Annotated in this window: 15 protein-coding genes; 1 reads left to right on the top strand and 14 read right to left on the bottom strand. The window is 70.7% G+C overall.

Translation table 11 applies throughout. The features are described from left to right. Nucleotides 1-19: 19 nt before the first annotated feature. The 13 genes from AQJ46_RS40485 to iolC all read right to left on the bottom strand — a co-directional run bounded on the left by AQJ46_RS40485 (nt 20) and on the right by iolC (nt 15,664). Nucleotides 20-373 carry a VOC family protein gene (locus AQJ46_RS40485; RefSeq protein ID WP_059210322.1) on the bottom strand — a complete coding sequence of 118 codons (354 nt, stop codon included), beginning with the start codon at nt 371-373 and terminating at the stop codon, nt 20-22. 260 nt (nt 374-633) lie between these two features. Further along, nucleotides 634-1,620: an aldo/keto reductase gene (locus AQJ46_RS40480; RefSeq protein ID WP_059210321.1), complete on the bottom strand. Its 987-nt coding sequence runs from the start codon at nt 1,618-1,620 to the stop codon at nt 634-636. Between the two features lie 107 nt (nt 1,621-1,727). After that, entirely contained in the window at nt 1,728-3,782 is a 2,055-nt protein-coding gene (locus tag AQJ46_RS40475) for a nitrate- and nitrite sensing domain-containing protein (RefSeq protein WP_225887516.1), read from the bottom strand. A gap of 236 nt (nt 3,783-4,018) precedes the next feature. Beyond that, nucleotides 4,019-5,140, bottom strand: coding sequence for a PP2C family protein-serine/threonine phosphatase (locus AQJ46_RS40470; protein ID WP_059210319.1), 1,122 nt, complete (start codon nt 5,138-5,140; stop codon nt 4,019-4,021). 129 nt (nt 5,141-5,269) lie between these two features. Then, the gene (locus AQJ46_RS40465) at nt 5,270-6,139 is read right to left on the bottom strand and encodes a sugar phosphate isomerase/epimerase family protein (protein ID WP_059210318.1); all 870 of its coding nucleotides are present in this window, start codon (nt 6,137-6,139) and stop codon (nt 5,270-5,272) included. Beyond that, nucleotides 6,136-7,152 (bottom strand): Gfo/Idh/MocA family protein, encoded by a 1,017-nt coding sequence (locus AQJ46_RS40460; protein WP_059210317.1) that lies wholly within the window; start codon nt 7,150-7,152, stop codon nt 6,136-6,138. Before AQJ46_RS40460 ends, AQJ46_RS40465 begins: the two co-directional genes overlap by 4 nt. A gap of 23 nt (nt 7,153-7,175) precedes the next feature. Further along, nucleotides 7,176-8,597, bottom strand: coding sequence for a sugar porter family MFS transporter (locus AQJ46_RS40455; RefSeq protein WP_059210316.1), 1,422 nt, complete (start codon nt 8,595-8,597; stop codon nt 7,176-7,178). A gap of 9 nt (nt 8,598-8,606) precedes the next feature. After that, nucleotides 8,607-9,557 (bottom strand): TIM barrel protein, encoded by a 951-nt coding sequence (locus tag AQJ46_RS40450; protein ID WP_059210315.1) that lies wholly within the window; start codon nt 9,555-9,557, stop codon nt 8,607-8,609. Nucleotides 9,558-9,585: 28 nt separating this feature from the next. Continuing rightward, on the bottom strand, nt 9,586-11,076 hold the full coding sequence (locus AQJ46_RS40445; RefSeq protein ID WP_059210314.1) for a CoA-acylating methylmalonate-semialdehyde dehydrogenase: 1,491 nt from the start codon (nt 11,074-11,076) through the stop codon (nt 9,586-9,588). A gap of 14 nt (nt 11,077-11,090) precedes the next feature. Next, on the bottom strand, nt 11,091-12,968 hold the full coding sequence (iolD, locus tag AQJ46_RS40440) for a 3D-(3,5/4)-trihydroxycyclohexane-1,2-dione acylhydrolase (decyclizing) (RefSeq protein WP_059210313.1): 1,878 nt from the start codon (nt 12,966-12,968) through the stop codon (nt 11,091-11,093). Beyond that, nucleotides 12,965-13,837, bottom strand: a complete 873-nt coding sequence (iolB, locus tag AQJ46_RS40435; protein WP_059210312.1) for a 5-deoxy-glucuronate isomerase — start codon at nt 13,835-13,837, stop codon at nt 12,965-12,967. Before iolB ends, iolD begins: the two co-directional genes overlap by 4 nt. Continuing rightward, the gene (locus AQJ46_RS40430) at nt 13,834-14,706 is read right to left on the bottom strand and encodes a Cgl0159 family (beta/alpha)8-fold protein (RefSeq protein WP_059210311.1); all 873 of its coding nucleotides are present in this window, start codon (nt 14,704-14,706) and stop codon (nt 13,834-13,836) included. The genes iolB and AQJ46_RS40430 overlap by 4 nt, the downstream gene beginning before the upstream one ends. Next, nucleotides 14,696-15,664 (bottom strand): 5-dehydro-2-deoxygluconokinase, encoded by a 969-nt coding sequence (iolC, locus tag AQJ46_RS40425; RefSeq protein WP_059210310.1) that lies wholly within the window; start codon nt 15,662-15,664, stop codon nt 14,696-14,698. Before iolC ends, AQJ46_RS40430 begins: the two co-directional genes overlap by 11 nt. A gap of 178 nt (nt 15,665-15,842) precedes the next feature. On the opposite strand from iolC, the gene AQJ46_RS40420 reads away from it, so the two are divergent. Next, the gene (locus AQJ46_RS40420) at nt 15,843-16,844 is read left to right on the top strand and encodes a LacI family DNA-binding transcriptional regulator (RefSeq protein ID WP_059210309.1); all 1,002 of its coding nucleotides are present in this window, start codon (nt 15,843-15,845) and stop codon (nt 16,842-16,844) included. Nucleotides 16,845-16,889: 45 nt separating this feature from the next. Here the strand turns inward: AQJ46_RS40420 and AQJ46_RS40415 are convergent, their stop codons facing one another. After that, nucleotides 16,890-18,602, bottom strand: a complete 1,713-nt coding sequence (locus AQJ46_RS40415) for a helix-turn-helix domain-containing protein (protein ID WP_059210308.1) — start codon at nt 18,600-18,602, stop codon at nt 16,890-16,892. Between the last annotated feature and the right edge of the window lie 128 nt (nt 18,603-18,730).

Genomic DNA, 18,730 nt, shown 5'->3' with positions numbered 1-18,730 from the left:
AACGACCGGCTTCGGCGGGTCAGGCTGGCTGCCACAGCTCGACGCGGTTGCCCTCCGGGTCGGTGACCCAGCCGAATCGACCGACACCCTCCATGTCCTGCGTCTCCTCGGCCACGTCCGCTCCGCCGGCGCGCAATTGCGCGAGCATCGCGTCCAGGTCGCGGACCCGGAAGTTGAGCATGGTTTGCTGGGTGCGGGACCCGAAGTAGTCGGTCCCGGACTCGAACGCCGCGAACACCGTGGGCCCGGCTTCCTGACGCCACAAGCCGTTCTCGTCGGCGTCCAGGCCCAGGCAGTCGCGGTACCACGCGCTCAGGGCAGCCGGGTCGGCGGCCCTGAGGAAGTATCCGCCGATTCCAAGCACACGTTCCATGCCGACCATCCTGCCAGGAGGGCGGGCGGGCGGCGCGGCATCGCCGGGGCGGGCGCCTACGGGGGCGCCTCGCCGGGTCCTTGCGCGGCTGCAGGACGGTGGGGGCTGGTCGCGCCCCGCGGCGGAGCCGCTGATGTCACAGTCCCCCGCCCCTGGGGAGTTGCAGCCGCCCGCGCCACGACGGGCCGGTAGCCGCGTACGGCGCGCAGGGGGCGGGGTGGGGGGTGTCCGCCCGGTGGGGCCCGGGCGGCACGACACACTCAGCGGTCGTGCACCGGTGCCCGCTCGTCCAGGAGTCCTTCGCCCCGCAGGTCGTCCCACAGCTGGGCAGGGATCTCCGCGCCGAACGCCGCCGTGTTGCCGCGTACCTCCTCCACCGTGCGCATGCCGACCACGATGCCCGCGACCGCCGGGTGGCGCAGCGGGAACGCCATCGCCAGCTCCGGGAGGGTCACGCCGTGCGCCTCGCAGACGTCGGCGATGCGGTGCGCACGTTGCAGCAAGCGCGACGAGGCGGGGGCGTAGTCGAAGGTGCTGCCCTCGGCGGGGCGGGCCGTGGCGAGCAGGCCGGAGTTGAAGACCGACGCCGCCAGGACCGACACCCCGCGGTCCGTGCAGGCCGGCAGGAGTTCGTCCAGGGCGCTGTGGTCCAGGAGCGTGTAGCGGCCGGACAGCATCACGACGTCGACGTCCGACTCCCTGACCAGCCGGGTCAGTTTGCCGGGGTGGTACATCCCCGCGCCGATCGCCCCGACCACGCCCTGGGCGCGGAGTTCGGCGAGGGCCGGGTATCCGTCACGCAACGCGTCCTCGAAACGCTCCTCCGCGTCGTGCAGGAACAGCACGTCGACACGGTCCACGCCCATCCGCTCCAGCGAGTCCTCCACGCTGCGCAGCACACCGTCCCGCGTGAAGTCCCACACCCTGCGGTGGGTGGCGGGCACCGCGAAGCTCTCGTCCATACGGCCCGCCGGGTCCTGTGGGACCAGCAGTCGGCCGACCTTCGTCGACAGGGTGAACTCGTCGCGCGGCCTGTCCCGGAGCAGGGCTCCGGTGCGGCGCTCGGAGTGGCCGATGCCGTAGTGCGGGGAGGTGTCGAAGTAGCGGATACCGCTGTCCCAGGCCGCCTCCAGGGCGCCCGCGGCCGTCTCGTCGTCGAGCGGTGCGAAGAGTCCGCCGAGCGGACCGCCACCGAAGCCCAGCTCCGTGACGTGCACATCGGTCTTCCCGAGCCGGTTGCGCCTCATCCACCGTTTCCCTCATCGGACCGACATCGCGCGATCATCCTGCCGTGGCGGGCGCCCCACGACCAAGCGATTTACCGGCGCGGGGCTTCCTCCACCGGTTCGTCGGCCTACCTGTCGTTCCAGGCCTCGTAACCACGGCCGGTGTCCTCGGGGAAACCGTTCTTCGTGAAGGCGGCCAGGGCCATGGTGTCGATGTCGGACTCCGCTCCCGTCCCCCGATAGGTGATCGTGTCCGGGAGCATCGCCAGCGCCGTCGTGCCCTGTCCCCCCTCGTGCGGGCGCAGCTGGACGCGGATGCCGTGCCGGTCCGCCAGGCGGCCGACCACGTACAGGCCCATGCGCTGGGAGATCGCGACGTCCACGGTGGGCGGGTCGGCCAGGTGGTGATTGATGTCGGCCAGTTCCTCCGGCGGCAGCCCGATGCCCCGGTCGTGGATCTCGACCATGATCCGGCCGTCGGGCAGTCGTGCCGCGGTGACCAGGACACTGGAGTGCGGCGACGAGAACGTCGTCGCGTTCTCCAGCAGTTCCGCCAGCAGGTGCACCAGGTCGGTCACCGCACGGCCGTGGATCTGGGCCTCCGGCACACCCGACAACTCGACCCGCTCGTACTGCTCCACCTCCGAGGCGGCGGCGCGGATCACGTCGACCAGGGGCAGCGGCTGGTCCCACTGCTGGGCGGGGGTCTCGCCGCCGAGCACGAGGAGGTTCTCGCCGTTGCGGCGCACCCGCGTGGCCAGATGGTCCAGCTTGAACAGGTTCTCCAACTGCTCGGGGTCGGCCTCCTTGCCCTCGAGACCGGTGATCAGGGCGAGTTGACGCTCGATCAGCGACTGGTTGCGGCGCGCCAGGTTGCTGAAGATGGTGTTGATGTTGGCGCGCAGCAGGGCCTGTTCGGCGGCGAGCCTGACGGCCTCACGGTGCACGTGGTCGAAGGCCCGGGCGACCTCGCCGATCTCGTCCGTGGTGGTGATCGGGATCCGGGCCACCTGGGCGTCGACCCGGCCCGGGATGGCCCGGGTGAGCTGGGTGAGCAGCGCGGGAAGACGCTGCTCGGCGATCTCGAGGGCGGAGGCGCTCAGCCGGCGCATGCTGGTGCTCATCGTCCGGGCCACCCAGGCGGCGAGCAGGAAGGCGGCGAGGACGGCGGCGAGGACCAGCGCGGCGTTGATGACGGCGTCGTTGCGGGCGTCGTCGGCGATGCTGTGGGCGTCCGCGAGGGCGCTGTCGGTGAGGTACACCTCGACGCTGCGGTACGCGTCGAAGCTGAGGGTGGAGGCGGCGAAGAACGTCTCGGGCGTGATGCCCTGCGCGGCGAGCTGCGCGGCCGACTTGCCCGAGGCGATCTCGGCGGCCATCTTGTCCAGGCTCGGCGGGGCCACGAAGGTCTTTCCCGCCGCCTCGGCCTGCGTCTGGGCCTTCTCGGCCTGCTCCTTGCCACGCTTCTCCGCGTCGGACAGGGCGTTGCGCAGCCGCGTCATGTCCTCGTCGGTGCCGGCGCCGGCGTATTCCTGGAGCGCGACCTGTTCGAGATAGACGTACGAGCTGAACGAGCCGAGCTGGACCTGGAGTTCGCCCTTGGCGAGCTTGCCGCGGTCCTCGATGAGGAGGTGGGTGCCGATCGCGCGGATCAGGGATTCGGCGGCCTGGGTGAGGGAGCCGGCGTAGAGGGTGCGGCCGAAGCTCGCCTGGTTGCTGCTGCCGAAGCCGAGCTCGTTGGAGATCTCCATCAGCGGGTGCTGGACGGCGTGGTAGCTCTCCTCGGTCTGCACACCGGTCAGCCGGGAGGTGAAGGCGTTCGCACGGACCGACGCGAGCTGCTTCTCGCCGGCGCGGACCAGCTGGACCCGGCGCTGCAGCCCGGCGGTCTGCGGCATCCGCTGCACCGCCTCGTCGAACGCCTTCGCGTCCGCGTCGGTGATGGCCCGGGCCTTGGTGACCACGCTCGACGTCCGGTCGCCCTTGACCAGGGGAATGACCGAGACATCACGTTCGTCGATGGCGTCGCTGGCGTACTTGTTCGCCGCCTGGACCAGTTCGGCCACGCGGACCGCGTCGTCGGCGTCCTGCCAGGTGTCCACGGAACGTTTGACGCGGATGCCGCCGAGGACGAGGGCCACGATCACCGGGATGAGGAGGATGGCCTGGAGTTTTCTGGCCACGCGCCAGTTGCGGGTTCCCCATCGCCTGCGGGGGGCGGACGGTGTGTTCGACAAGATGGCCTCACGGTTCTGGTTCGCCTCGCGTCCTGCACTCCTAAGAACGTGGCGCACAGGGGTATTTGTTCAGATCCACGCGCCGGGCGATTCGGGGAAGGGTGCGCAGGATGAGCGGTTGTGGCCAATTCCTAGCACCATGTCTTCACTTCTGACCCACCTTTCATCGAAGTGGGCCGCTCTCAGAGGCGAGGGGAGCGGCGGACCGTCAGGACAGCGACGTCGTCGTGCGGGCCACCGCTGCCGGCGAACGCGCGCGCGTCGTCGTGCAGGGCCTGTGGCAGCTCGGTGGGGGAGAGGCCGACGTACTTCGTCAGGCGCTCGTCGACCGGGTAGAACGTGCCGTCCGCGGAGCGGGTCTCCGTCAGGCCGTCGGTGCTCAGCAGCAGCGTCGCGCCCTCGGGGAACTCGAACCAGCCCACGGTCGTGGGCTCGTGGGCGAGCTCGGCCAGGCCGAGCGGGACGCCGGGCTCCAGTTCGGGAGTGGTGATCGTCCCCTCGTACAGCACATGCGGCAGGACGTGTCCGCAGTTGACGGCCTGCACCTCGGTCTCCGCGTCGACGCCGACGACGAGGGCCGTGACGAAGCGTTCGTCGTCACCGGTGTGCATCGCATAGGAGTTGTGCCGCACGACGGCGGCGTCCAGGGCGTCCACGAGCCCGGTGAGGGTGGGCTCGCGGTGGGCCGCCTCCCGGAAGGCGCCGATGACGGCGAACGCGGAGCCCACGGCGGCCAGCCCCTTGCCCTGCACGTCCCCGATCAGCACCCGGGTCCCGAAGGGCGAGTCGACGACGTCGTAGATGTCGCCGCCGACGAGCCGTTCCTCCTGGAGCGGCTCGTACACGCCGTTGACCAGGACGTCGTCGGTGAGCAGAGGGAGAGGGTGCAGGATGTGCCGCTGCATGGCCGCGGCGGTCGAGCGCAGACGCAGCATCGCGTGCTCGCGACTGATCCGCCGGTGGCAGGCGTAGACGGAGGTGGCCGCCAGGGCCAGCGTGAACAGGACCAGCAGGAGCCGGTCGAGCCAGTGGCCCCCGTCGCGGTCCCGCAGCAGCACACTGAGGGTGACGACGATCGCCGTCCACACGGCGACGAACGTCGTCTGCCGGACCGTGCCCAGCGCCGAGGCGGCGCCCGGCAGGAACACCAGGAGCCCCAGGAGCCACACCTCGGAGCCGGACAGCGTGCCGAGGACCTCGACCAGGCCCGTCACGGTCACCACCCCGGCGACCAGCTCGGCGTTGCCCGGAGGCTCGATGGCGTCGAAGGTGTCGCCAGGTCTCTTGCGGCGGCTACCTGTCATGCGTGCTCCCGGGCAGGTGGTGATCTCCCCCTACGTTATGCAGGCCCGCCCCGGCCCGGTGACGCGCCCCGCCGAGCCGGCCGGGGGCTGACGGGAGACATCTCCTGGTTCAACGAGCTGTTCGACCGGCTACCCGCCCAGCTCCTTGCTGATCCGGTCCAGCATGAACGCCGAGGACTCGCGCGCCCGCTCCTCCCAGGCGAAGACACAGGCGGTCGCCACGCCGTCGAAGCCCACCTCGCGCAGGGTGCCGAAGAAGGCCTCCCAGTCGACCTCGCCCTGGCCGATGTCCAGGTGCTGGTGGATACGGGCCGTGGTGCCGGGCGGGTTGAGGATGTAGCGCAGGCCGCTGGACCCCTTGTGATTGAAGGAGTCCGCGATGTGCACGTGCTGGAGCTTGTCACCCGCGTAGCGCATCATCTTCGCGATGTCCGCCCCGGCCTCCGCGGGGCCCGACAGGTGGAAGCTGTGCGGTGCGCAGTACAGGTAGTTCACCCACGGCTTGTCGATGGCCCGGACGAGGTCGACCGCGGGGGTGTTCTCCTCGCAGAAGTCATCGGGGTGGGCCTCCAGGTTCAGAGCGATGCCTTCGCGCTCGAACAGAGGGAGCAGCTCCTCCAGCGAGTTCCAGAACGCGGCCTCGCTCTCGGCGGCGCGCTCGGGACGGCCGTTGAACTCGCTGTTCATCAGCGGGCATTCGAGGTCCGCGGTGATCTCGATCATCCGCTTCCAGTAGCGGACGGCGGCCTGCCGCTCGGCCTCGTCGGGCGATGACCACTTGTACAGCGGCAGCACGGAGGACAGCTTCACGCCGTGCGTGCGCAGGGCGTTCTTCAGCTCCGCGATGCGCTCGCCGTCCGCCCGCGGGTGCAGGAAGAACGGCATGAAGTCGTCGCGTGGCGACAACTCGATGTATTCGTAGCCGAGTTCGGCCACCGTGCGCACCATGTCGTCGATCGGCAGGGAACGGAACATGTACGGGTCGAGGGCGATCTTCACGCGGCACCTCCGTAGAAGGCGGGACGGGGCTTGAGGTCCGTGGCGATGACGCGGCCCGACTCCAGGGCCTCGACGGTCGCGGCGGTGATGACGGTGGCGGCGTACCCGTCCCAGGCGGACGGGCCGGTGGGCTCGGCACCGGCGGCGAGGCCCGCGATCCACTCACGGAACTCGGTGTCGAAGGCGTCCCGGAAGCGCCCCACCCAGTCCGTGAGCACCTCGGTGCTGTGCTGAGCGGCGGTCCGCACACCCACCGTGGCCGGGTCGGGCAGCCGTACGAGACCCTCCTCGCCGACCGCCTCGCACTGGATGTCGTAGCCGTACTGGCAGTTGACGAAGACCTCCAGATCGATGCGGACGCCCTTCGCCGTCTCGAAGAGCATGATCTGCGGGTCCTTGAGGTGGGCGAACCGTTTGCTCGTGGCGCGTGGGGTGAGCACCTGGGTGGAGACGATCTCGTCGTCGAGGAGCCACCGCAGCACGTCCACCTCGTGCACCGCCGTGTCCAGGGCTGCCATGGCGGAGGTGTACGACTCCGGGACGGTCGGGTTGCGGTGGGCGCAGTGCACGATCAGCGGCTCACCGATCCGGCCCGCGTCGATGACCTGCTTCATCTGGCGATAGCCGGCGTCGTAACGGCGCATGAAGCCGACCTGGACCAGGCGGCGGCCGTGGGCCGTCTCCGCCTCGACGATCCTCAAGCAGTCCTCGGCGGTGGTGGCCAGCGGCTTCTCGCAGAACACCGGCTTTCCGGCGGCTATCGCGGTCAGCACGTGCTCGGCGTGGGTGGGGCCCCAGGACGTCACCAGGACGGCGTCCACGTCGTCCGCCGCGATGAGCTCGGCACCGCTCGCGCACACCCGGGCACCGACCGGTGCCGCCGCCTCCTCGGCACGGGCCGCGTCGATGTCGGTGACCGCGGTGACCCGGGCACCGGTCACGGTGTGGGTGAGACGCCGGATGTGCTCGTGGCCGATCCAGCCGGCGCCGATCACCCCTACACGTACAGTCATGGTCGTTTCCTAACGAGTGGTAACTAGGAGAAGCGCGCCCGGAGTTCGGCTTCGAGGGTTTCGAGGGTGCGGCCCTTGGTCTCGGGGACGCAGCGCTTGACGAAGACGATCGAGAAGACGCCCGCCACCACGAAGAGGAAGAAGGTGTTGGAGATCCCGATGCCGGAGACCAGCGACGGGAAGACAAGACCGATCACGAAGTTGGTCAGCCACAGCACCACCGCGGCCACGCCCATGCCGAAGCCGCGCATCCGCATCGGGAAGATCTCCGACAGCATCAGCCAGGTCACCGGCGAGATCGCGCCCTGCTGGAAGGCGAGGAACGTGACGGTCATCGCGAGCACGGCGTAGGCGCGACCGTCGCCCGAGGGCAGCACCAGCGAGAAGACACCGATGAGCAACAGGGCCGCCGTGGTGCCCGCCTGACCGGTCATCAGCATCGGACGGCGGGGCACCCGGCCCAGCAGCCAGATCCCGACGAAGGTCGCCAGCACCGAGATCACACCGTTGGCGATGTTCGCGGTCAGCGCGCTGTCGGCGGCGAAACCGGCGTCGGTGAGGATCTGGGTGCCGTAGTACATGATCGTGTTGACGCCGGTGATCTGCTGCACGATCGCGATGCCGAAGCCGACGAACATCAGCTTGCGGATCCACGGCGTGGACCTCATGTCCTGCCAGCCGCCGAGCCGTTGCTCCTCCTCCTTGACCGCGAGCGCGGACACCTCGGCGAGTTCGGCTTCGGCGCGCTGCCGCGAACGCACCTGCTTCAGGACCTCCAGCGCCTCGCTGAAACGCGCCCGGGAGGCCAGCCAGCGCGGGCTCTCCGGCATTACCAGCATGCCGAACCACAGCACCACGGCCGGGATTGTGGCGATCACCAGCATCCATCGCCACACCCCGCCGGACTCGCCGCCCGCCCGCGCGATGATCGCGTTGGAGGTGAAGGCGAGCAACTGCCCGCTGACGATCATGAGTTCGTTACGGGTGACCAGCGCGCCACGCCGCTCGGCGGGGGAGACCTCGGCGAGGTACACCGGCACGGTCACCGAAGCACCGCCGACCGCGAGACCGAGCACGAACCGCGCGACCACCATCACCGCGGTGGTCGGCGCGAGCGTGCAGCCCAGCGCCCCGACGAAGAACAGCACCGCGAGGGCGAGAATCGTACGGCGCCGTCCGCGCGCGTCCGACAGCCGTCCGCCGATCACCGCGCCCAGCGCGGCACCCAGCAGAAGCGAGCTGGTGACCATGCCCTCGGTGACCGCGGTCAGACCGAGGTCGTCCGTCATGTACGGCAGGGCGCCGTTGATGACGCCGGTGTCGTAGCCGAAGAGCAGTCCGCCGAAGGTGGCGATGACCGTGATGACCCGCAGCCGCCGGGAGACGGCGGGCGGAGCTTCGTCCGTGAGGGTGGGAGCCTGAGTCGCGTCGTCCCTGACGTCCATGGCCACCTCCTATCGGTCGTCGTTCGGGCGTCGGGTTCCGGTGAGGCCGCAGCCGGCCAGGTGTTCCCGCGTGGTCACCGCGATGGGCAGCGGGACCTCGGGAGCGCACGGGTACAGGTCCTGCTCGACGATCACGAACAACTCGGCGTCCAGCTGGGCGAGTTCGGCCACCACGTCGGCCGGGTTCGGCACTCCCGCGGGCGGCGACACGCATACACCCCGCTTGACGGCCTCGCCGAAGGAGAGGTCCTCGGCGGCGACCTGCGCGAGTATCTCCGGGTCCATCTGCTTGATGTGGACGTAGCCCACCCGCTCGCCGAACCGGCGGATGAGATCGAGGTTGTCCCCGCCGCCGTAGGCCACATGCCCGGTGTCCAGGCAGAGGTTGGTGTACCGGCCGTCCGACTCGTTCAGCAGCCGCTCGATCTCCGGCTGGGTCTGGATGTGGCTGTCGGCGTGCGGGTGGATCACCAGCCGGACGTCGTACTCGTCGAGCAGCAGCCTGCCCAGCCGGTCGGCGGCCTTGCCGAAGCCCGCCCACTGGCCGGCGGTCAGCTCCGGGGACTCGGTGAACGCGCCGGTCTTCTCGTCCCGGTACATGGGCGGGATGAGGACCAGGTGGTGGGCGCCCGCGGCCTGGGTCAGCGTGGCCACCTGGCGGACGTGGGCGAGCATCTCGTCCCATGCCTCGGGCCGGTGCAGCGCGCCGAAGGCCGTACCACCGGAGACCTTCAGGCCACGGGCGTCCAGCTCCTCCTTGAGGCGCCGCGGGTCGGTGGGGAGATAGCCGTACGGGCCGAGCTCCAGCCACCGGTAACCGGCCTGCGCGAGTTCGTCGAGGAAGCGGGTGTGCGGCACCTGGTGCTCGTCCTCGGGGAACCAGACGCCCCAGGAGTCGGGGGCGGAGCCCAGACACAGGTTGCCGACGGTGGTGCGGAGCGGGGATGGCGCCGTTGCCATGAAGTGTCCTTCGGGGAGGGGACAGGGGTCAGTTGGAGGTGGGGAAGTCGAAGCCTGCGGCGATCTGCTGGGCCTGCTGCGGCCAGCGGGTGGTGACGACCTTGGGGCGGGTGTAGAAGCGGATGCCCTCGGGGCCGTGGATCGGGTGGTCGCCGATGAGGGAGTCCTTCCAGCCGCCGAAGGAGTAGTAGGACATCGGGACCGGGACCGGCACGTTGATGCCGATCATGCCGACCTTGACGCGGCGCTGGAATCGCCGCGCGGCTTCGCCGGAGGCGGTGAACAGGGCGGTGCCGTTGCCGTAGGGGTTGGCGTTGATGACGTCGATGGCCTGGTCGAGGGTGTCCACGCGCACGATCGCGAGGACGGGGCCGAAGAGTTCTTCCCGGTAGGCGTCCATGGCGGTGGTGACGTGGTCGAGGAGGGAGGGGCCGGTGAAGAAGCCGTCCTCGTGTCCGTCGACCTTGCGGCCCCGGCCGTCGACCACGACGCTGGCGCCCTGTGCCTGGGCGGTGCCGACCGCGTTCTCCACCCGCTCCTGGGCGGCCTTGGTGACCAGGGGACCCATGTCGGTGCCGGGCAGGTCGCCGGGGCCGACGTTGATCTCGCGGGCCTTGCGTTCGAGGACTTCGACGAGTCCGTCGGCCGCGTCGCCGACGGCGACGGCCACGGAGACGGCCATGCAGCGTTCGCCCGCGGAGCCGTAGGCGCCGGCGGTGATGTGGTTGGCGGCGAATTCGAGGTCGGCGTCCGGCAGGACGACGGCGTGGTTCTTGGCGCCGCCGAGGGCCTGGACGCGCTTGCCGGCCGCGGTGGCCTGTTCGTGCACGTACTGGGCGATCGGCGTCGAGCCGACGAAGGAGACGGCCTCGATGCCCGGGTGGGTCAGGATCGCGTCCACGGCGTCCTTGCCGCCGTGGACGACGTTGAACACGCCGTCCGGCAGGCCGGCCTTCTGGTAGAGCGCGGCGACGAAGTTGGCGGCCGAGGGGTCGCGCTCGGACGGCTTCAACAGGAACGTGTTGCCGGTGGCGATGGCGATCGGGTGCATCCACAGCGGCACCATGGCGGGGAAGTTGAACGGAGTGACACCGGCGACCACGCCCAACGGCTGACGGAAGTCGTGCACGTCCACGCCACGCGAGACCTGGTCGGAGAAGGAGCCCTTGAGCACCTCACCGAGGCCGCAGGCGAACTCCACGACCTCCCGGCCGCGGGTGATCTCCCCGCGGGCGTCGTCGACGGTCTTGCCGTGCTCGGCGGAGATGATCCGGCCCAGCTCCTCCTCGTGCTCGACGAGGAGCCGGCGGAAGGCGAACATCACCTGGGTGCGCTGCGAGAGCGAGGACTGCGACCAGGTCTCGAACGCGGCGGAAGCGGCCTGCACGGCGGCGTCCACGTCGGCGGACCCGCCGAGGACGACCCTGGCCTGCTCCGCCCCGGTGGCGGGATTGAAAACCGGGGCGGTGTCCGTGCCGGGGACCGGGGAGCCGTTGATCCAGTGCGGAATGGTGTTCACGGGGAGCGGTTTCCTTACAGGTAGGGGCGCTGGGTCTGCTTGTGGGCGAGGTAGGTGGCGTAGGCGCTCCGGGTGGTGTCGAGGGCGGCGACCTCGCTGACGGGGACGTCCCACCAGCCGTGGCCGGGCGGGTTGGGCCCGTACAGGTCGGTCTCCACGTGCACGACCGTGGTGCGGGTGGCTGCCTTCGCCTTCTCCATGGCCGAGCGGAACTCGTCGACGCTGGTGGCGTGCAGAACGTCCGCGCCCAGGGAGGAGGCGTTCGCGGCCAGGTCGACGGGGAGCACCTCACCGTCGAGGAGGCCCGAATCGCCGTCTCGATAGCGGTACTTGGTGCCGAAGCGCTGCGAGCCGAGCGACTCCGACAGGGCGCCGATGGAGGCGAAACCGTGGTTCTGGACCAGGACGACGATGACCTTGAGGCCTTCGGAGATCATGGTCACGATCTCCTGGGCCATCATCAGATACGAGCCGTCGCCGACCAGAACCACGACCTCGCGGGAGGGGTCGGCCATCTTGACGCCGACGCCGGCGGCGACCTCGTAGCCCATGCAGGAGTAGGCGTACTCGACGTGATAGGCCTTGGGATCCCTGGCCCGCCACAGCTGCTGCAGATCGCCTGGCATGGAACCGGCCGCGTTGATGACCACGGCCCGGTCGTCGAGGACGTCGTTGAGGGCGCCGAGGATCTCGGTCTGCGCGGGCAGCGGGCCATGGCCGACGTGGAAGCACCCCTCCTCGATCTCCCGGGTCCGGGCGATGAGTTGACGGGTGAGCGCGCGGTAATCGGCGGAGACCTCCCAGTCCGTCAGCGCGCCCGCCAGCGCCTGGATGCCGAGCCGGGCGTCGGCGACCAGGGGTTCCGCCGAGTGCTTGACGGCGTCCAGACGTGCCACGTTGAGGTTGACGAAGGTGACGTCCGGGTTGGCGAACACCGTGTGGCTCGCGGTCGTGAAGTCGGAGTACCGGGTGCCGACACCGAGCACCACGTCCGCCTCCCGGGCCAGCTCGTTCGCCGCGTACGACCCCGTCGAACCGATACCGCCGACGGCGCAGGGGTGGTCCCAGGGCACCGCGCCCTTGCCGGCGTGGGTGTCGGCGACCGGGATGCCGGTGGCCTCGGCGAAGGCCCGCAGCGCGGTCTCGGCACCGGAGTAGACGGCTCCGCCTCCCGCGACGATGAGCGGCTTCTTGGCCTGGCGCAGCAACCGCGCGGCCCGTTCGAGGGCGGCCGGCTCCGGCACCGGGCGGCCCACGTGCCACACCCGGCGCCGGAAGAAGGCCACCGGCCAGTCGTACGCCTCGGCCTGCACGTCCTGCGGCAGCGCGAGGGTGACCGCCCCCGTCTCCACGGGGTCGGTCAGGACCCGCATCGCCGCGAGCGCGGCGGGGATGAGCTGTTCGGGACGCGAGATGCGGTCGAAGTACTTCGATACGGCGCGGAAGGCGTCGTTGACGGTGACGTCGCCGCCGCGGGTGTCCTCCAGCTGCTGCAGGACGGGGTCGGCGGCGCGGGTGGCGAACATGTCGGAGGGCAGCAGCAGGACCGGCAGGCGGTTGGTGGTGGCCAGTGCCGCACCCGTGATCATGTTCGTCGAGCCGGGGCCGGTGGAGGCCGTGCAGGCGAAGGTGGCCAGCCGGTCGCGCATCTTGGCGTAGGCGACGGAGGCGTGGACCATGCCCTGTTCGTTGCGGGCCAGGTAGTAGGGGAGGTCGGCCTCACCGGTGGTGGCGGCCTGCAACAGCGCCTGGCCGATGCCGGCGACGTTGCCGTGGCCGAAGATGCCCCACACGCCGGGGATCAGCCGCTGCTCCTGTCCGTCGCGCTCGCTGTACTGATGGGCCAGGAAGCGCACCAGAGCCTGCGAGGTGGTCAGTCGTACCGTGTTCATCGGTGTTCTCCGAAGGGCAGCCGGTCATCGACGTCCTGGGACGCCCAGGTGTCACGGACCCAGCCGTGGGCGGGGTCGTCGCAGATCAGCCAGGCGCGGTCCTGGCCGGGACCGGCCATGACGTTGAGGTAGTAGAGGTCGTAGCCGGGCGCGGCGATGGACGGGCCGTGCCAGCCGTGCGGGATCAGCACCGTGTCGCCCGAGCGGATCTCGGCCAGTACGTCGATCAGCCGCTCGTCGGTGCCGTAGACCCGCTGATAGCCGAAGCCGTTCTCGCCCGCGACGTGGAAGTGGTAGATCTCCTCCAGCTCCGACTCGACGCCCGGGCGGGCTTCGTCGTGCTTGTGCGGCGGGTACGAGGACCAGTTGCCGCCGGGCGTGAGGACCTCGCACACCAGCAGCTGTTCGGCTTCGAAGGTGCCGGGCAGGCAGTAGTTGTGGACCTGCCGCGAACACGCGCCGGCGCCGCGCAGTTCAACCGGGACGTCCTCCTTGCGCCCGTACCGAGCCGAGTGACCTCCCCGCTCGGTACGGGCGGAGGGCAGTGCGTACGTTCCACCGTCCGCACTGCTGATCACGGCCTGCGACTCGCGGGGCAGATACGCGAAGTCGGTGACCGCCGAGAACACGTCCGTCCGGCCGCCGAGTTCGAAGACCCGCCCGGCGACGGCGACGGTGCAGCCGCCGTTCAGGGGCAGGACCAGGAACTCGTTCTCCCCGGTGGACAGGGCGTGCTCCTCGCCCGGCTTCAGGGTCAGGATCCTGAGGCCGGAGTATGACCAGCCCGCCGACTCCGGCGTGACCGCCAGGTCGTAGGGGCCGTCGGCCGAAGTCCCCTTCGGCAGGTGGTACTTGGCCGAGAAGGTCACAGCAGGCTCACCGCCTTGTCCACGGCACCGGCGACATCGCCGCCCGCGGGATAGAGCAGCGAACGGCCCACGACCAGGCCCTGCGCGGTCGGCTGCTTCAACGCCCTGCCCCAGGAGGCGAAGGCCGCCTCGGCGTCCTTGACCTCCCCGCCCAGCAGCAGTGCCGGAAGGGTGGAGGAAGCGAGTACCCGCTCCATCTCGGCGACCACCGGGAGCTTCAGCCAGGTGTAGGCGGTACGGCGGCCCAGCGCCGAGGCAATGGTGATCGACTTGATGACCGCGTCCGTCGACAGGTCGTTGCGGATGCGGCCGTCCTCCCACATCGAGATGAACGGCTCGACCATCGAGATCAGTTGACGGTCGTTGAGCTCGTCCACCGCGCGGGCCGTGTTCTCCAGCGCAGAGGGCGTCGCGGGGTCGTCCAGGGCGATACGGGTCAGCATCTTGCCGCCGTCGAAGCCCATCGCGGCGATCGTGGCGGCGTCGTAGCCGGTGAACCGGTCGTCGATCTCGAACACCGACCCCGCAAGACCGGCCCGGTTCATGGACCCGAAGACGGTCTTGCCGTCCAGTACCCCGAGCAGGAGGAGGTCCTCCAGGATGTCGGCGGTGGCCAGCACGCCGGTCACACCGGGGCGTTCGAGGGCGATGCAGAGCCGGTCCAGCAGCTCGGAACGGTCGGCCATCGCACTCGGATCGCCACCGACGCCGTTGGCGCCACGCGCGGGGTGGTCGGCGGCGATGATCATCGCCTTGCCGTGCTCACCGAGGATCGAAGCCGCCTTCACCCGGCGGGCGGCGGCGGCCGCGACGGCGCCGGGGTCGCCCACGCGGGCGGACACGATCCGGCTCAGCTTCTCAGACGGCACGGGGCACCTCGTCCAGCTTGGCGTGGACTTCCGACTCGATCGGCATGGCGTCGGAGCAGGACAGCCGGCCCGCGACGATCGCGCCGGCGGCGTTGGCGAAGGACACGGCCCAGCGGGTGTCCCAGCCGGACAGCAGCCCGTGGCACAGCGCCCCGCCGAAGGCGTCGCCCGCCCCCAGACCGTTGACCACATCCACCGGAACCGGCGGGATCTCGGCCGTCGCCCCGCCCCGGTCCATCGCCAGCACGCCCTTGGGCCCCTGCTTCACCACCGCCAGCTCCACCCCGGCGGCCAGCAGCGCCTTCGCGGCGGCGTACGGCTCACGCTCACCGGTGGCCACCTCGCACTCGTCGAGGTTGCCCACCGCCACCGTCGTGTGCCGCAGCGCCTCGGCGTAGTACGTGCGGGCCTGGGACGGATCGGCCCAGGCCGTGTCCTTCCAAAACGTCGGCCGCCAGTCCAGGTCGAAGACGGTCGTCCCGGCCTTGGCCCGGTGCGCCAGCGCCGCCAGCGTGGCCGACCGGCTCGGCTCCTCACTGAGACCGGTCCCGGTGATCCAGAAGACCGAGGCCTCCCGCACCGCGCCCAGATCCAGTTCCTCCGCCCGGATGTCCAGATCGGGCGCCTTCGGCAGCCGGTAGAAGTACAGCGGGAAGTCGTCCGGCGGGAAGATCTCGCAGAACGTCACCGGGGTCGGCGCGACGTCCGACGTACCGACGAAACGGCTGTCGACCCCGTAGCCGTCGAGCGCCTGTCGCACGAAGTCCCCGAAGGGGTCCCGGCCCGTCTTGGTGATCACCGCGGCCGAGTGCCCGTACCGGGCCGCCGCCACCGCCACATTGGTGGGACTGCCGCCCAGGTACTTGCCGAACGACATGACCTCCGCCAGCCCGACGCCGGTTTGGAGCGGATACACATCCACCCCCACGCGGCCCATGGTCAGCACATCGAACGGCATCGCTGGATTCCCTTCGCTGTCGCGCTCTACTAGCGCGCTCTAGTGCGAGTACGATGACCCCTGTCCAAATGTCATGTCAATAGCTTGTTGCCGGAAGATTTCGCGGCTGCCCTAGGGTGGGCTCCGTCGAAAGGTGGGTTCACGCGTGGATGCAGCACCGGGTAGGCAGCGGCCGACGATGGCCGATGTGGCCGACAAGGCAGGTGTGTCCCGGGCGCTGGTCTCGATCGTGTTCCGCAATCAGCCCGGCGCGAGCCAGGAGACCCGTGAGCGCGTGCTGAGGGTCGCCGACGAGATCGGCTACCGCCCGGACAGCGCGGCCCGGTTGCTGGCCCGGGGCCGCAGCCGCACGCTCGGCGTGATGTTCACCGTGCACCAGACCTTCCAGACCGACCTGATCGAGGGCATCTACCCCGAGGCCGAGCGGCTCGGATACGACGTCCTGCTCTCGGCGGCGGTCCAGGGGCGCAGTGAGGCCAAGGCGGTCGAGGCCCTCCTCGGGCACCGCTGCGAGGCGCTGATCCTGCTCGGCCCCGACGCGGACGCCGGCTATCTCGACGCGCTCGGTCAGCGGGCCGTGACCGTGTCGGTCAGCCGTCGCGTCCCGCGGGCCCGCGTGGACTTCGTGCACAGCGCCGAGAGCAAGGGGGTCCGGCAGGCCATGGACCACCTGGTCGAACTCGGCCACCGCAGGATCGTGCACATCGACGGCGGCCGGGGTCCCGGGTCCGCCGAACGGCGGCGCTCCTACCGGGCCGCGATGCGTCGGCACGGCCTCGAGTCGGAGATCCGGGTCATCCCCGGTGAGCACACCGAGCAGTCCGGTATCGAGACCGGCAGGCTGCTCCTGGCGGAGCGGGACCGCGGGCTGCCGCTGCCGACCGCGGTGCTCGCGGGCAACGACCGGTGCGCGATGGGCCTGTTGATGCCGCTGGCCCGTGCCGGTGTGGAGGTTCCGCGGGACCTGTCCGTCGTCGGCTATGACGACAGCCACCTCTCCCATCTCATGCCGATCGGCCTCACCACCGTGCGCCAGGACGCGGTGCTGATGGCCGAGCACGCGGTGCGGTTCGCCGTGGAGCGGCTGGAGAATCCGCAACTGGAGCCGCGCGAGGCGGTGTTGGACCCGAAGCTCGTCGTGCGCGGCACCAGTGGGCCGCCGCCGGGGGAAGCGTCCTGAACGACGTGTCCGCCACCCCGGTTACTCGGGTGCCGAGCCCGCTCCTCAGCCCTCGTACTCCCGCAGTTTGCGGTACAGCGTGGCCCGCCCGATGCCGAGTACCGCCGCCGCGCGGGACTTGTTGCCGCCGTGGCGGTGCAGTGTCTCCAGGATCGTGGCGCGTTCGGCGTGTTCCATCGGGCTGAGCGGACGGACGGCGGGCCCTTCCCGCACGGTGTCCGGCAGTTCGGCCCGGCGGACCGGCCCGGAGGCCCGTCGGTGTTCCGCCAACGCCTGGACGACATGAGCGAGTTCGGTGACGTTCCCGGGCCACGGATGCTGTTCGAGCGCGCGCAGGGCGTCCAGGGTCCAGGTCAGCGGCGGACTTCCCGGGGCGGGGCGCGGCGTGAGGGCCGACAGCAACTCCCTGATGTCCTCGGTGCGTTCACGCAGCGGCGGCAGGACGACCATGCGGGCGGCCAGTTTGTCGAGGAGCCGTTGCAGGCAGGGGCCGGGCGGAGTGCCTGGGGTGTGGGTGACCAGCAGCCGGGTGTCCGGGTGCGCGTCGAGCAGCGAGTTGAGCGTGGCCACGGCGGGCTGCGTCAGCCGCTCGGCGTGCCGGAGGATGAGGGGGCTCGCCGCGGCCCATTGCGTCAAGTCCCCTTCGAGTGCGCCGCCTTCGGCCGCGTCGACGGTCTCGATGTCGGCCGGCCCCAGCAACTCCCTGGCCAGCGCGGTCTTCCCCGTCCCCCGCTCACCGGTCAGCAGCACGGGCTCGGGGGAGCGGATCAGTTCGGCGGCGCGCTCCACGGCGTATCGCCACGGAAGGGAGGAGCCGGTCAGGCGGGGGAGCGGGCGCGGCCTCGGCCTCGGCGTGCCCTCGTCCTGCGGTTCCAGGACGGCCACGATCCCCATGACCACGCCCGCCTGCCGCACCAGGTCGATCCGAGCGCTGCACCCTGCTCCCTCGGGCAGCTCGGCTGCGGCCGGCGCGTCTGTGTGCCGTGCCGTCGTCGCCGTACGCTCAAGAACCCGAAGGACCTCCGGCGTCATCAGCCGCTCCGCCGCCGAGTTGATCAGGCGGTTGCGGCCGTCCAACGCGACCACCGCACGGTCCTCTCCCCGCGCGGCTCGCACGTAGGCGTCCAGCAGGACCTGTTCGGCACGTCCCGCCCGGGCGCGGAGTTCGGCCTCCACGGCGGCGGCAGCGGCCTCGGCGAGGGCGGCCTGAGGGTGTGGCGGGCATCCGCCGCACAAGTGGGAGGCGACGGTGAGGGTGCCGAGTGCCTGTCCGCTCTTCGGTGCGAGCACCGGGACGCTGACCGCCGACACGTCCTGCCACACGTCGAGGAAGTGCTCGGGCCCGTGCACCTCGGCCCGGCGCCGACTGCGCAGGGCGAGGGCCGCGCTGTTGTGGCCGACCTCCTGCTCCGACAGTCCCGGGAGCGGGGTGAGCCCGGGCGCGCCCCCGGACGTCCACAGCACGCGCAGGCGCGCGTCGGTGAGGAGGAGGACCGAGCGGCCGGCGCCCAGGGCGGGGGCGATCCGTTCGAGCACCGGACGGGCGGCGCCGAGAAGCGGCGACTCGACCGGCCGGGGCGGACCGGCGGCGGGTTCCTTGAGGTCGTGCGGTACGCCGAAGAACCGGGCCCGCCGCCACGCCGCGAGGACCTCCTCCGGCACACCGTCGGGCAGCGGGCGCCCGGACAGGAAGCGCTCACGCGCCACTCGCAGTGGTGGGAGGGCGTGGACTGCGGGGGAGGGCTCTGTGGTGGTCACGACGTATCCACCGTAGCGGGTTCGGTTGAACGGGAAACGATTGCCCCGTGTGGAGGCGGTGTCCGGCGGAACATGTCCCCCACCCACCGCCCCCGATGGCAGCAGGTGCCTATGTCTCGTATTGAGAC

The organism is Streptomyces canus, from assembly GCF_001514145.1.
Taxonomy (GTDB): Bacteria; Actinomycetota; Actinomycetes; order Streptomycetales; family Streptomycetaceae; genus Streptomyces; species Streptomyces canus.
This window is presented reverse-complemented; position numbering and strand designations above follow the sequence as displayed.

What these genes read in the sequence shown, in the direction of transcription:
- AQJ46_RS40485 (WP_059210322.1), bottom strand. Translation starts at nt 373, where the DNA reads ATGGAACGTGTGCTTGGAATCGGCGGATACTTCCTCAGGGCCGCCGAC.
- AQJ46_RS40460 (WP_059210317.1), bottom strand. Translation starts at nt 7,152, where the DNA reads ATGACTGTACGTGTAGGGGTGATCGGCGCCGGCTGGATCGGCCACGAG.
- AQJ46_RS40480 (WP_059210321.1), bottom strand. Translation starts at nt 1,620, where the DNA reads ATGAGGCGCAACCGGCTCGGGAAGACCGATGTGCACGTCACGGAGCTG.
- AQJ46_RS40420 (WP_059210309.1), top strand. Translation starts at nt 15,843, where the DNA reads ATGGCCGATGTGGCCGACAAGGCAGGTGTGTCCCGGGCGCTGGTCTCG.
- AQJ46_RS40450 (WP_059210315.1), bottom strand. Translation starts at nt 9,557, where the DNA reads ATGGCAACGGCGCCATCCCCGCTCCGCACCACCGTCGGCAACCTGTGT.
- iolC (WP_059210310.1), bottom strand. Translation starts at nt 15,664, where the DNA reads ATGCCGTTCGATGTGCTGACCATGGGCCGCGTGGGGGTGGATGTGTAT.
- AQJ46_RS40470 (WP_059210319.1), bottom strand. Translation starts at nt 5,140, where the DNA reads ATGACAGGTAGCCGCCGCAAGAGACCTGGCGACACCTTCGACGCCATC.
- iolD (WP_059210313.1), bottom strand. Translation starts at nt 12,968, where the DNA reads ATGAACACGGTACGACTGACCACCTCGCAGGCTCTGGTGCGCTTCCTG.
- AQJ46_RS40455 (WP_059210316.1), bottom strand. Translation starts at nt 8,597, where the DNA reads ATGGACGTCAGGGACGACGCGACTCAGGCTCCCACCCTCACGGACGAA.